At 64.0% G+C, this 12,268-nt stretch carries 13 protein-coding genes and 1 pseudogene; 3 read left to right on the forward strand and 11 right to left on the reverse strand.

Features of this window, described 5'->3' with window-relative positions; translation table 11 throughout:
* Nucleotides 1-95: 95 nt before the first annotated feature.
* Nucleotides 96-701 carry a hypothetical protein gene (locus EOC83_RS18890; RefSeq protein ID WP_063169173.1) on the reverse strand — a complete coding sequence of 202 codons (606 nt, stop codon included), beginning with the start codon at nt 699-701 and terminating at the stop codon, nt 96-98.
* A gap of 112 nt (nt 702-813) precedes the next feature.
* The gene (gene ykgO, locus EOC83_RS18895) at nt 814-939 is read right to left on the reverse strand and encodes a type B 50S ribosomal protein L36 (RefSeq protein WP_006203764.1); all 126 of its coding nucleotides are present in this window, start codon (nt 937-939) and stop codon (nt 814-816) included.
* A gap of 240 nt (nt 940-1,179) precedes the next feature.
* On the opposite strand from ykgO, the pseudogene EOC83_RS18900 reads away from it, so the two are divergent.
* Nucleotides 1,180-1,603, forward strand: a pseudogene (locus EOC83_RS18900) (lysozyme inhibitor LprI family protein).
* Nucleotides 1,604-1,609: 6 nt separating this feature from the next.
* On the opposite strand, the gene EOC83_RS18905 reads toward EOC83_RS18900, so the two are convergent.
* The 9 genes from EOC83_RS18905 to EOC83_RS18945 form a co-directional block, all read right to left on the reverse strand.
* A complete protein-coding gene (locus tag EOC83_RS18905) occupies nt 1,610-2,689 on the reverse strand; it encodes a 5-(carboxyamino)imidazole ribonucleotide synthase (protein ID WP_063169172.1) in 1,080 nt (359 codons plus the stop codon).
* Entirely contained in the window at nt 2,686-3,183 is a 498-nt protein-coding gene (gene purE, locus EOC83_RS18910) for a 5-(carboxyamino)imidazole ribonucleotide mutase (RefSeq protein WP_063169171.1), read from the reverse strand. Before purE ends, EOC83_RS18905 begins: the two co-directional genes overlap by 4 nt.
* A gap of 102 nt (nt 3,184-3,285) precedes the next feature.
* The gene (locus tag EOC83_RS18915; RefSeq protein ID WP_063169170.1) at nt 3,286-4,179 is read right to left on the reverse strand and encodes a ribokinase; all 894 of its coding nucleotides are present in this window, start codon (nt 4,177-4,179) and stop codon (nt 3,286-3,288) included.
* Entirely contained in the window at nt 4,176-5,051 is an 876-nt protein-coding gene (locus EOC83_RS18920) for a MurR/RpiR family transcriptional regulator (protein WP_013529211.1), read from the reverse strand. The genes EOC83_RS18915 and EOC83_RS18920 overlap by 4 nt, the downstream gene beginning before the upstream one ends.
* A complete protein-coding gene (locus EOC83_RS18925; RefSeq protein WP_032899090.1) occupies nt 5,048-6,016 on the reverse strand; it encodes an ABC transporter permease in 969 nt (322 codons plus the stop codon). Before EOC83_RS18925 ends, EOC83_RS18920 begins: the two co-directional genes overlap by 4 nt.
* Nucleotides 6,017-6,025: 9 nt before the next feature.
* The gene (locus tag EOC83_RS18930) at nt 6,026-7,540 is read right to left on the reverse strand and encodes a sugar ABC transporter ATP-binding protein (RefSeq protein WP_027162481.1); all 1,515 of its coding nucleotides are present in this window, start codon (nt 7,538-7,540) and stop codon (nt 6,026-6,028) included.
* A gap of 68 nt (nt 7,541-7,608) precedes the next feature.
* Entirely contained in the window at nt 7,609-8,661 is a 1,053-nt protein-coding gene (locus EOC83_RS18935; RefSeq protein ID WP_024502965.1) for a substrate-binding domain-containing protein, read from the reverse strand.
* 41 nt (nt 8,662-8,702) lie between these two features.
* Entirely contained in the window at nt 8,703-9,692 is a 990-nt protein-coding gene (locus EOC83_RS18940; RefSeq protein WP_063170351.1) for a TIM barrel protein, read from the reverse strand.
* 364 nt (nt 9,693-10,056) lie between these two features.
* A complete protein-coding gene (locus EOC83_RS18945) occupies nt 10,057-10,260 on the reverse strand; it encodes a DUF465 domain-containing protein (RefSeq protein ID WP_013529216.1) in 204 nt (67 codons plus the stop codon).
* Nucleotides 10,261-10,499: 239 nt separating this feature from the next.
* Here EOC83_RS18945 and EOC83_RS18950 point away from each other — a divergent pair, with 239 nt between their 5' ends.
* Both EOC83_RS18950 and ispG read left to right on the forward strand, forming a co-directional pair.
* Nucleotides 10,500-10,679 carry a YdcH family protein gene (locus EOC83_RS18950; protein ID WP_013529217.1) on the forward strand — a complete coding sequence of 60 codons (180 nt, stop codon included), beginning with the start codon at nt 10,500-10,502 and terminating at the stop codon, nt 10,677-10,679.
* A 334-nt stretch (nt 10,680-11,013) separates the two neighbouring features.
* Nucleotides 11,014-12,267: a flavodoxin-dependent (E)-4-hydroxy-3-methylbut-2-enyl-diphosphate synthase gene (ispG, locus tag EOC83_RS18955; protein ID WP_024502967.1), complete on the forward strand. Its 1,254-nt coding sequence runs from the start codon at nt 11,014-11,016 to the stop codon at nt 12,265-12,267.
* Nucleotide 12,268 lies beyond the last annotated feature (1 nt).

Genomic DNA, 12,268 nt, shown 5'->3' on the forward strand with positions numbered 1-12,268 from the left:
GGGGAGTAGGGGAGTAGGGGAGTAGGGTGTGTGTTCCGCAGGTGCGATCTGCCCCTACTGTCTTACTGCCCTATTCCCTTACTCCCCTAGAGCAATCAAATGCCTTCACCGGCAAGTTCCTCCGAAATCGTGCCGACCTGGTCCTGGGCGCTGCGCATCATCGGATAGATGGCCAGCACCTTTTGCCAGGCCTCGAGCGCCGATTGCTTGTGGCCGGTCAACGCCATGATCTGCGCCAGGCCGGACAGCGCACCGAAATGGCGCGGCTCGAGCTGCAGCGTATGGTCGATGTCGGACATCGACTTGCCGTAGTTCTTCATCATGAAATGGACGGTGGCGCGCCGGTTCCAGCCCTCGGCATAAGTAGGCTGCAAAGTCACCACCTGGTCGAGGAAATCGAGCGCGACGTCGAACTTCTGGCCCTCGACGGCTTTTTGCGACCATTGCATCATCAGGTCGATCGAGGCGCTGCCGGATTGCGACCACTCGCTCCAGATGTTGCCGGCGATGCGCTCCGCCGCCTTTTCGTTGCGTTCGCGTTTCAAGTCGCTGAACAGCTGATCGAGGCGGGCTTGTTTCGTCGTTGGGGCGGGCGGCGCATCCTGAGTGGACGGCGGCGCGACAGCACCATCCGCCCATGCCGGGCCATAAATGACGCCGGAAACAAGCAGAGATGTCAAAAATGCAAAAGGAATCCGCATCGCCGGACTCTAGTCCCGGGCGAGAGAACGTCAAACTGAATTTGGCGTGAAAAGGCCGGCAGACGGCGACAAGCATCAAATGGGCGGAGGCGACAGCCTCCTGCCCGAAAACTCAGCCCTGACGTGCCTTGTAGCGCGGGGCGGTCTTGTTGATGATGTAGATGCGGCCCTTGCGGCGAACCAGCTGGTTGTCGCGGTGACGCGCCTTCAGCGCCTTGAGCGAATTCTTGATCTTCATGGTCTTGCCTGTCGGTGTGGACCCGGTTGGGTCGAAATTTTAAGGCGCGCCAGAAGACGCGCCTTTGAACTGTGGGTGGCTCATAAACGAGGAGCCTTGTCCCTGTCAACCGCAAGCGTGCTCCATAGCGGCTGTGAATCATCCCTGTCATCAATTATCCGCCATGTCTGCCTTGCGGCATTGCGCGGCCCTGGGCCGGCTGGGATGATGCGGTCGCCGTGAAATGATTTGGAGACGACTATGCGCCGGATGTTCCTGGCCGCCTGCCTTGTCCTGCTGGCGGCAGCTTCGGTTGCGCGCGCGCAGGAATGCGACCGCAGCGACGACAGCCAGCAAATGATGAACATCTGTGCCGGCGAGGATTACCAGGCGGCCGACGCCAGGCTCAACACGGCCTATCAGAACCTCACCAGCTCGGACGATGCCAACGGCAAGAGATTGCTGCAGGTGGCGCAACGCGCCTGGATCACTTTTCGCGATGCCGAGTGCGCGCATTCCACCGCCGCCAGCGAAGGCGGATCGATCCATTCGATGGAAGTTTCGCAATGCCTGACCCAGATTGACCAATGACCGCGTCAAGCAGCTCGCTGCCGCGGCCAATTGCGAGGAAGGCGATGGGAGTTGCGCCAATACAGGGCAGGACGAGAGCGACGACGCGCAGTAGGCAACCTTATGAGGCGCGACGTCTGATCCGAGTGAAATGACCCATCTTGCGGCCGGGCCGCGCTTCGGTCTTGCCGTAGAGATGCAGCATCAGATCGGGCTCGGCGAGAAGCTCCGGGACGCGCAGCACATCGTCGCCGATCAGGTTTTCCATCACGCAGTCGGAATGGCGGTCCGGGCCGCCGAGCGGCAGGCCGGCGATGGCGCGGATATGCTGCTCGAACTGCGAAACGACACAGGCGGCTTCCGTCCAATGGCCGGAATTGTGCACGCGCGGCGCGATCTCGTTGGCCAGCAGCGAGCCATCGGCCAGCACGAAGAACTCGACGCCGATGACACCGACATAGTCGAGCGCCGCAAGGATCTTCGATGCGGCCGTTCGGGCTGCTTGCGCCGTCTCCGGCATAATGGCGGCCGGCAAGGTCGATGTGTGGAGAATGCCGTTGCGATGGATATTCTCGGCTGGATCGTAGGCGACAACCGCACCGTCCAGCCCACGCGCCGCGATCACCGATATCTCGCGCTCGAACGGCACGAAGGACTCCAGAATCAGCGGCACATTGCCCATCGCCTCGCATGTGCCGGCAAAACCGCCGGCTTCCATGTTGCGGAAGACGCGCTGGCCCTTGCCGTCATATCCCATGCGCCGGGTCTTCAGGATGCCGCTGCCGTCGAATGCTTTCAGCGCCGCCGCCAGCTCGTCATCATTGTCGACGGCGTGGAAATCGGCGGTGGCAATGCCGATGCCGTTGAGGAATGTTTTTTCGTCCACCCGGTCCTGCGCCACTTCCAACGCACGCGCCGGCGGATAGACCGGAACCTTGGCCGCCAGCGCGCTGGCCGCTGCGACCGGGACGTTCTCGAACTCGTAGGTGATGACGGAACTTGACGCTGCCAGGTCGGCAAGGGCGGCCGGGTCGTCATAGGCGGCTGTTATCTGCCGGTTGGCGACCTGTGCGGCCGGGCAATCCGCTTGCGGCTCCAGCACCACGGTGCGGTAGCCGAGACGGGCGGCAGCAACAGCCAGCATGCGGCCGAGCTGGCCGCCGCCAATGATACCGATGGTCGATCCGGCGGGCAGGCTCACGGCGTATCCGTCGGTTCAGCCGCGACCTTGGCAGTCTGCGCGGCGCGCCAGGCATCCAGACGGACGGCAAGGCTGTCATCGTTCAGGGCCAGCACGGCGGCGGCCAAAAGGGCTGCGTTGGCGGCCCCAGCCTTGCCTATGGCCAGCGTTCCAACGGGAATGCCGGCTGGCATCTGGACGATGGACAGCAGCGAATCCTGCCCGGAAAGCGCTTTCGATTCCACCGGCACGCCGAACACCGGCAATGGCGTCATCGCCGCCGTCATGCCGGGCAGGTGTGCTGCACCGCCGGCGCCGGCGATGATCACCTGGTAACCGGCCGCCTTGGCGCCCTTGGCGAAATCATAGAGCCGGTCCGGTGTACGATGCGCGGAGATGATGAGCCGCTTGTGCGGGATGCCAAGTGCTTCCAGCGTTTCGGCGGCATGGCGCATCGTCGCCCAGTCGGACTGGCTGCCCATGATGATGGCGACGTCGGCGCGTTGATCGTCCAAGTCCGTGTTCCCCGGCGACAAAGGCGCGCCTTAGCGGAATTCGCGCGAGGCCGCAAGGATAGGCGGCCGCTGCTGCGGTCTGGCAAGACGGAAACCAGCCGGTCAGATGCCGTCGCGCTCGGCCTCTGGCGTCGAGACCAGCAAGGCCGAAGCCGCGTTGGCGGCGGTGATGGCCGCCCGCATGGTCTGCCCACGGGCAAGTCCCGCGGCCAGCGCGCCAACGAATTCATCGCCGGCGCCATGCGTGCTGGCGACCTTGACCGGGATGGCGGACAGCGCAAAGGCCTCGCCGCTCCGGTCGCAACAGGCGACGCCTTCGCCGCCCGCCGTGACGATCGCCACGGGATAGAGATCGGCCAATAGCCGTGCGGCTTGCGCGGCCCCGTCGAGTGTCTCGACCACTGCCGTGCCAGCCAGGAATTCCGCCTCGATGGCGTTGACCACCAATATGTCGACCAGGGCGATCAACTCCTCGGAGAGTTTGCGCGCGGGGGCCGCGTTGAGCACGACGCGGCTGCCCCGTGCCTTGACTGCGCGTGCGGCGGCAATGTTGGCGGCTTCCGGCACTTCGTTCTGCAGCAGGAGCACCGCCGTCTGTCCCACCACATCGGAAGCAGAGGCACTGTCGGCATGGCCCAGTGCCAGATTGCTGCCCGAGACGATCACCGCGCCATAGTCGCCGCCTTGGTCGAAGATCGCCACGCTCATGCCGGAGCCGGCGCCAGCGGCCACCCGCACGAAGCGGCGGTCGACCTTGGCGCGATCGAGATTGGCCAGCAACGCCCGCCCGAAATCATCGTCGCCGACGGCGCCGATCATCGCCGCATACACACCGGCTCGCGCCGCCGAGACGGCCTGGTTGCCGCCCTTGCCACCGCATTTGGGGTGCCAGGCATGGCCGGTCACCGTCTCGCCCTTGCGCGGGCGGTCGGGCGCGTCGACCATAATGTCGTAATGCAGGCTGCCGAACACGGTCACCAGCGGCGTTGTCGTCATGAGCCCCGGTCTTTTCGTTTCGATGTCACCGCCGACATAGTGCGGCCGAGATTTCGCTCCGCCGCCTGATAGTCGCGCTGCGCCACCGCGACGAACAACGCGTCGAGAATGTTGAGCTGGGCAATGCGGGCCGCTGCGTTCTCGCCCATCAGCGGCGAACCCTGCGCGGTCGAGCACAGAACGATATCGGCGACGGCGGCCAGGGGCGAGTTGTCGTAATTGGTGATGGCCAGCGTGCGGGCACCGTTCTTGCGGGCCAACTGAATGGCGTCGATAACGGCCGACGTGTTGCCCGAATGCGAGAAGCCGACGGCGATGTCGTCGCCGCCGAGCAGCGAGGCCGACATCAGCATCATGTGCGAATCGTCGTAGACGGATGCGCGGATGCCGATGCGCAGGAATTTGTGCGAAACGTCGCGCGCGATCTGCGCCGAGCCGCCGACGCCATAGAAATCCCGGTTCTTGGCACGGAAGAGCAGCTCGGCGGCGCGGTCGAAATCCTCGATGTCGAGGATCGCCAGCGTCTCCTCCAGCGCCTGGATGGAGGTGCGGAACACTTTTTGCACGATCTCGGCCGAACTGTCGTCGGATGACAGTTCCTGGTGCATCTCGGCGGTCGGCAGGCGACTGTACTCATAGACGGCGGTGCGGAAGTCGCGATAGCCGGAAAAGCCGAGCTTCTTGGCGATCTTGACCACCATCGCCTCGGACACGCCGGATTCCTCGGCGATCTGCTTCAGCGGAATGCTCTCGTCGAAGCCGCGCCGGCCGAAGACGGTTTCCACCACCTTCGCCTCCAGCGGAGTGAGATGCGGCATCATCATGCGGATGCGCGGTCCTACCGCTTTCAGGTCCAGCCCGCTCAAGGTCATCCACGCCCCCTCGTCACGCGATCGATAAGCATCGCGGCGAGGATTATAAGACCAGTTGCCAGAAGCTGATAGAAGGACTGGACGTTCATCAGCGTCAAACCGTTGCGCATGGCGCCGAGGATGACGGCGCCCAGGATGGTGCCGACGACGCTGCCCTTGCCGCCCATCAGCGAGGCGCCGCCGATGGCGGCAGCCGCGATGGCGTCGAGCTCCCAGAGATTGCCGAGGATGGGTTCGGCGGCGCCCAACCGGCCGATCAGGATCTGCGCGGCAAGCGCCGCCAGCAGGCCTGAGATCATGTAGGCGGCGATCTTGGTGCGGGCAATCGGCACGCCGGCGATGTAGGCCGCCTCCTCGTTGCCGCCGACGGCGAGCAGATATTCGCCGAAGGGCGTCTTCTTCAAAACGACCCAGGCGACGACAGCCACGCAGGCGACGATGACGACCGCCAGAGGCAGTCCGAACAGCGAACCGTTGAAGACGGCGCGAAAGCCTGGGGGCAGGCCGAGGACCGGATTGCCGCCGGTGTAGATCAGCGCCAGTGCCCGATAGGTGCTGAGCGTTCCCAACGTGACGATGAAGGGCTGCAGCCCAACATGGGCGACGAGCACGCCGTTGACGAGGCCGCAGGCAAGACCAATGGCGAAGCCGGCGGCGATGGCCAGCGGAAACGGCACGCCGGCGACCATCATAGAGGCCGAGATGACGGCCGAGAGTGCTGCCGTCGGCCCGACCGACAGGTCGATGCCGCCGGAGATGATGACCAGCGTCATGCCCAGCGCCAGACAGGCATTGATGCTCGACTGCTGCAGGATGTTGATCAGGTTGCGCTCGGCGAAAAAGCCGGGCACCAGCGCGCCGAACACGGCCAGGATCACGACAAGCCCGATCAGCGTGCCGGCGTCGCGCATGGAAACACCGCGCAGGAATTCGGCCTGGGACCGCACCAGAGTGGCATCCGACATATCCGTCACCTACTGCCTTGCCGGCTGTGCGGCCGGCGTTTGCGTTTGCGGGATGGCGTGCGCCGCGATCGCCTGTTCTGAGAGATTTGCCCTATCGAGTTCGGCGGCGATGGTGCCGTCGCGCATGACCAACACGCGGTCGGCAAGCCGGATCACCTCGGGCAGTTCGGAGGAGACGACGACCACCGCATGGCCCTCGGCGGCGAGTTCCTCGATCAGATGATAGATCTCCGCCTTGGCGCCGACATCGATGCCGCGCGTCGGCTCGTCGAACAAGAGGATGCGTGTTCCCGCCGCCAGCCAGCGGCCGATGATCGCCTTCTGCTGGTTGCCGCCGCTGAACAGGCGGATCGGCCGGTCGAGCAGGAATGGGCGCAGATTGACGCGGCTCATCTTCTCGGCCGCCACCTGTTTCAACCTGGCGTGATCGATGAGGCCGCGCGGCGCGAACACGGCCATCGAGGCCAGCGCCATATTGCTGGTGATCGAGCGCAGCGGCACGATGCCTTCGCGTTTGCGCTCCTCCGGCACCAGTCCGACGCCGGCGGCAATCGCGTCACGCGGGCTGAAGAACCGTGCCGCCTTGCCGTCGATTGCAATCGTCCCGGCCGTGGCGCGATCGGCGCCGGCCAAGAGCCGCAGCAGTTCAGTGCGGCCGGAACCGACCAGGCCGGCAATGCCCAGCACCTCGCCGCGATGCAGATCGAACGACACGTTGCGCACCTTCGTCGCCGAGGAGAGGCCACGCGCGCTCAGCATGACCTTGTTCGTGGCATGGGAATTATGCTGCTCCTGCGCCAGTTCGCGGCCGACCATCATCGCCACGACCGCTTTCTCCGACAGGTCGTTCAGATCGACGGAATCGACGACGACGCCATCGCGCATGATGGTGGCGCGCCGGCAGATGCCGAACACCTCGTCCAGCTTGTGCGAGACATAGACGACGGCGACGCCGTCGCGGGCGAGGCCGGTGATGACTTGCGCCAGCCGTTCGAATTCGCTCGGCGTCAGGCTCGATGTCGGCTCGTCCATGGCAACGATGCGGGCGCGATCGAGCAGCGCGCGGGCGATCTCGACAATCTGCCGCTGCGCCACCTTCAGGGTACCGAGGGGTGCAGCCGGATCGATGGAGGGATCGATGGCCGCAAGAGCCTCCGCAGCACGGCGCTCCTGTTCGCGCCGGGCGACGAAGATGGCGCCGCGCGTCAGCGGATGGCCTAGGAACATGTTCTGGGCGACGCTAAGGCGTGGTACCTGCTGCAATTCCTGATGGATCATGGCGACGCCCGCAGCGCGTGCGGCGACCGGGTTGGCGAGTGTAACCGGCTTGCCGTCGATGAGGACGCTTCCCGCTGTCGGCGTGTGGACGCCAGACAGGATGCGCAGCAGCGTCGACTTGCCGGCGCCATTTTCGCCGAGCAGGCCGTGGATTTCACCGGCACCTACCGAGAACGACACGCCGTCAAGCGCCCGCACGGCCGGAAACAGCTTGGAAATGCCCTGGAATTGCAGCCGGGGTGACATTGGGTTCTATCTCCGGGCAACGGTGCCGGCGGGAGCGAATTGCTCTGGCCGGCACTCGCCGATTGGCCTTACTGGCCCGCAGCCGCGTCCTCGAGCAGTGCCTTGCGCGCGCCGGCGCCGGAATAGCGGTCGGCATTGTCCTTGGTGATCAGTGCCTGGGGCGTGGCGACGACGCGGGGCAGCTTCTGTCCCGCGACGAGACGCAGAGCAGTTTCCAACGCCACTTCGCCGGTCAGCACCGGGAAACTGTCGACCGTGCCGGTCAGTTCGCCGGCCCGTATGGAGGCATAGGCGTCGGAAATGCCGTCGGTGCCGAAGACCGCAACCTTGTCCTGCAGGCCGGCGGCCTTGACTGCCTCGACGATGCCGAGCGCCATGCCGTCATTGTTGGCATAAAAGCCGATCAGGTCGGGGTGCTGCTGCAGGATGTTGGTGGCCGCATCATAGGAGGTCTGGCGGTCCCAGTTGCCGGGAACGCTGGCGACGACCTCGAACTTGCCTGCCTCGGTGATGGTCGACTTGAAGCCGTCGGTGCGCTGCACGGCGGCATAGACGCCAGCCTGGCCTTCGACGATGGCGACCTTGCCGCCATCCGGACGGTTCTTGATGAACCATTTGGCGACGCGCACGCCATTGTCGCGCTGGACATTGCCGACATAATGTTCGGCCTGCGGGATCACGGCGTCATTGACGTTGACCACCGGCACGTTGGCGGCCTTGGCTTGCTCCATGATCGGCTGCAGATTGGCATCCGTCTGCGGCGAGACGAGCAGCACGTTGTAGCCCTGCGTCACCAGGCCTTCGGCGATGGTGAGCTGGCCGAGCTGGTCGCCCTCGCTTTGCGCTGCCTGATAGACGACGGGAACGCCGACCTTGGCGCCGAATGCCGTGTAGCCCTCGCCCAGCGAGCGCCAGTATTCATTGGTCAGCGTCTTGGAGACGGCGCCTGCCTTGGTGCCTTCGGGCAGCTTGGGGAACGCGCCGAATTTGGCCTCGACCTGCGACCAGTCGATGCGGTCCTTTTCCGTGTCGGAATTGAGCGGCGCGAGGTCGGCCGAAAAGGCAGAGCCGATCGACAGCGCCATCAGTGCGGCGGTAGCCGTGGCAAGCAGAAGTTTCATTGTATTCCTCCCTTGTTGAAAACGATAATGGTGCGCATGCCTCAGCTATCCGGCCCGAGCATGATTTCCTGGATGATGGCCTGCGACGTCACCGCATCCTGGCTGTCCATGGCGGCGGACAGGCGATTGTCCTGCCCCAGCCGGTCGACGACGCGCAGCATGCGCTTGACGGTGGCGATGTTGACTTCGCACTCGCGCACCGGATCGAGCCCGGTCATGTCGGGGAACGTGTCGAAATAGATGGCGCCGGCGTAACCGTCGCGGCGAATCTGCCTGAGCAACTCGATGGTCTGCAGCGTGTGCACCGCGCCGACCATCAGGCCGTCGTCGCGCTTGGCGTAGCCGTCGTTCAGATGCACGCCGAGCAGCTTGCTGTGGCGCGCCACCAGGGCCGCGGCAAAGGCCGGCTGTTCGTCGGCATAGAGCACATGGGCGAAATCGAGGGTGACGCCCAGATTGGGCAGGCCGACATCGCGGATCGCCAGCAAGGTCGTCGCCGCATCCGGCATCAGGCTGTAGGAGCGTGGTTCGTTCGGTTTGTACTCAAGGCTGATCTGACAGTCGGGATCATGCGCGGCTACTTCACGAATCCCATCGATTTCGTGTTGCCAAAGCGTCACATAGTCGGCCTGGAAGGCGTAGTCGAAGCCATCCTGGCCGAGCCACAGCGTCATCAGGCTGGCGCCGGCCTCACGCACGGCATCGATGCCGGCTTTGGTCAGGTCGATGGCCTCGCGGCGCACCGCCGGATCCGGATTGGTGAATGCGCCGAGCTTGAAGGCGGGGTTGGAGTAGTAGCGCATGGCAAAGCCATTGATGGAAAGCCCGAGATCGCCGAGTTTGAGGGCGATTTCCGCAGGCTTTTCACTGACATGGTCGGGAAAGTTGAGGTCGAGATCGGTAAGCCCGCCGACCTTGGCGGCGCGCGCCGCCATCTGCAGCAGCGACGGCTTGCCGGTAAGATCAGGCCATTCGGCCTGCGGCCGCGAGGCAAAGGAATTCAGGCGCGTGGCGAAACGAGTGGCTGTCATGGTCGATCCTTCAATCGTCATGACTTCACATAAATACAAATATTTGTAAAGTTATTGTTTTGAGGGGCGGGCGGTGAGCTGTGTCGACGGCCGGGGCTGAGCCGCGCGAAGGCGCAGGTTTCCCAGCGGCGTCGCCGGACAATCCGTCAGAACGGTGGGATCACTGACCGAGAGCGTGCGACGAAGCCGTCGAGTTCGAGGTGCTCCATGTGCGAGATCGCCCGGCAGGACGCGCCGTCGCGGCTAGTGCACCGGCGAAAAAGAGCCCAACGATTGACCGGCCAAAGGCACCGTCACACGACCGCGCAGGGAGATGCAGATCGCCGCTGCCTGGCGCTCGATCAGCGTCAGCACATCACATCGTTCACGCAATGATGTCGGGAATGATCTTGTCTTCCAGCGCCATCAGCCGGTCCTTGAGGAACAGCTTCTTCTTCTTCATGCGCTGGATCTGCAGCGGATCGCAGGCCATGGCGATCATCGCGTTGATGGCTGCATCGAAATCGGCGTGTTCCTGCTTCAGGCGGGAAAATTCGAGGCGAATATCGGCCTGTTCCTGATCGGACATTCTCTACCGTCTGCACGTCTGCGGCGCCCAAAGCTGGGCCTGATTGGGCGGGGCCGGGTGTTTTGTCACCGGCGTGCAGCCCATATCACATTTCACAGTGTCGTGGAATGCTACCACGGATCATTCGACATCGCCCGCGGAAGGTGACACACTGTCACCGTGCCGTCACAGAAGCGAACCTGCGGTGGACGCGCCGTGACGGTTGCAATCGAGGAAAACCATGAAAGGGAGAACCAATCATGTCTCTTGCATCCCATCTTGATGAGTTGCAGCGGAAACACGGCGACATCGAACGTGAAATCGATGACGCGATGAATCATCCATCGGTCGACGACCTCGAAATCGTGAATCTTAAGCGACGCAAGCTGGCACTCAAGGACGAGATTGAAAAACTAAGAGGAAAACCGACCACGCATTGATGCCCTCCTGACATAGCCGCGCGGTATCCGCGGCCTCTTTTCCCGGCGGCTCCCCGCCGCCGGCGTGGAGAGGTTTGATTTCCCAGCACGGTCTGTCAGCCGAAGCTGGACTTGCACCCGGCTTAATATCCGCTTCGGCCGTCGCCCGTTTCGCCAGATCATCGATTGTTTTTGGTCGTTGGCGACGTGCCGATTCGGGCCAGTGGCGACCTGTCGCCATTGACAAGCCATCTTTGCTCCTCCACCTCATGCCCGGACCTCAGCGCATCGGCCCGGGGCGTCGTTGTGCGCCCATGCAGGACACAAGATGCTCCAGAGACAAAAGGCTGCCGGCATGACCGGATATTTTTCCTCTCCTTTCCCCCGCCGCACCTCGGTCGGCGTCGATGTCGGCGGCGTGGTCGTCGGCGGCGGCGCGCCCGTTGTCGTCCAATCGATGACCAACACCGACACGGCCGATATCGACCAGACCGTCGCGCAGGTCGCAGCACTGCACCGGGCCGGCTCCGAGATCGTGCGCATCACCGTCGATCGCGACGAGAGTGCCGCCGCCGTACCGCGCATTCATGAGCGGCTTCAGCGGCTTGGCATCAACGTGCCGCTGGTCGGCGATTTCCACTATATCGGCCACAAGCTCTTGGCCGATCACCCGGCCTGCGCCGAGGCGCTGGCCAAATATCGGATCAACCCCGGCAATGTCGGCTTCAAGGACAAGAAGGACCGGCAGTTCGCCGACATCGTCGAGATGGCGATCAGGCATGACAAGCCGGTGCGCATCGGTGTCAACTGGGGCTCGCTCGACCAGGAGCTTTTGACCCGGCTGATGGACGACAACCAGGACAAGGGTTTTCCGCTGACGGCGCAAGAGGTGATGCGCGAGGCGATCGTGCAGTCGGCCATTCTCTCGGCCGAGATGGCGGAAGAGATCGGCCTTGGCCGCGAGAAAATCATCCTGTCGGCCAAGGTCAGCGGCGTGCAGGACCTGATTGCCGTCTATGCCGAGCTCGCCACCCGCTCCAACCATGCACTGCATCTCGGCCTGACTGAAGCCGGCATGGGCTCGAAAGGCATCGTCGCTTCGTCGGCCGCCATGGGCATCCTGCTGCAGCAAGGCATCGGCGACACCATCCGCATCTCGCTGACGCCGGAGCCGAATGGCGACCGCACGCGCGAGGTGCAGGTTTCGCAGGAATTGCTGCAGACGATGGGGTTCAGGCAGTTCGTGCCGATCGTCGCCGCGTGTCCCGGCTGCGGCCGCACGACCTCGACCGTGTTCCAGGAGCTCGCTCAGAACATCCAGGCAGATCTCAGGAAGAACATGCCGGTGTGGCGCGACAAATATCCCGGCGTCGAGAACCTCAAGGTCGCGGTGATGGGTTGCATCGTCAACGGCCCGGGCGAGTCCAAGCATGCCGATATCGGCATTTCGCTGCCCGGCACCGGCGAGACGCCGACGGCGCCTGTCTTCGTCGACGGCAAGAAGGCGGCGACGCTGCGCGGACCGTCGATCGCGGCGGATTTCGAGAAAATGGTCGCCGACTATATCGAACAGCGGTTCGGTCGCGGCGGCAAGGCCGCGGCAGAGTAGG

This window comes from Mesorhizobium sp. Primo-A (assembly GCF_003997175.1).
Lineage (GTDB): Bacteria > Pseudomonadota > Alphaproteobacteria > Rhizobiales > Rhizobiaceae > Mesorhizobium > Mesorhizobium ciceri.

Excerpts from the sequence above, each read along its gene's own strand:
- EOC83_RS18940 (WP_063170351.1), bottom strand. The coding sequence starts at position 9,692 with ATGACAGCCACTCGTTTCGCCACGCGCCTGAATTCCTTTGCCTCGCGG.
- EOC83_RS18930 (WP_027162481.1), bottom strand. The coding sequence starts at position 7,540 with ATGTCACCCCGGCTGCAATTCCAGGGCATTTCCAAGCTGTTTCCGGCC.
- EOC83_RS18890 (WP_063169173.1), bottom strand. The coding sequence starts at position 701 with ATGCGGATTCCTTTTGCATTTTTGACATCTCTGCTTGTTTCCGGCGTC.
- EOC83_RS18915 (WP_063169170.1), bottom strand. The coding sequence starts at position 4,179 with ATGACGACAACGCCGCTGGTGACCGTGTTCGGCAGCCTGCATTACGAC.
- ispG (WP_024502967.1), top strand. The coding sequence starts at position 11,014 with ATGACCGGATATTTTTCCTCTCCTTTCCCCCGCCGCACCTCGGTCGGC.
- EOC83_RS18945 (WP_013529216.1), bottom strand. The coding sequence starts at position 10,260 with ATGTCCGATCAGGAACAGGCCGATATTCGCCTCGAATTTTCCCGCCTG.
- EOC83_RS18920 (WP_013529211.1), bottom strand. The coding sequence starts at position 5,051 with ATGACCTTGAGCGGGCTGGACCTGAAAGCGGTAGGACCGCGCATCCGC.
- ykgO (WP_006203764.1), bottom strand. The coding sequence starts at position 939 with ATGAAGATCAAGAATTCGCTCAAGGCGCTGAAGGCGCGTCACCGCGAC.
- EOC83_RS18950 (WP_013529217.1), top strand. The coding sequence starts at position 10,500 with ATGTCTCTTGCATCCCATCTTGATGAGTTGCAGCGGAAACACGGCGAC.
- EOC83_RS18925 (WP_032899090.1), bottom strand. The coding sequence starts at position 6,016 with ATGTCGGATGCCACTCTGGTGCGGTCCCAGGCCGAATTCCTGCGCGGT.
- EOC83_RS18935 (WP_024502965.1), bottom strand. The coding sequence starts at position 8,661 with ATGAAACTTCTGCTTGCCACGGCTACCGCCGCACTGATGGCGCTGTCG.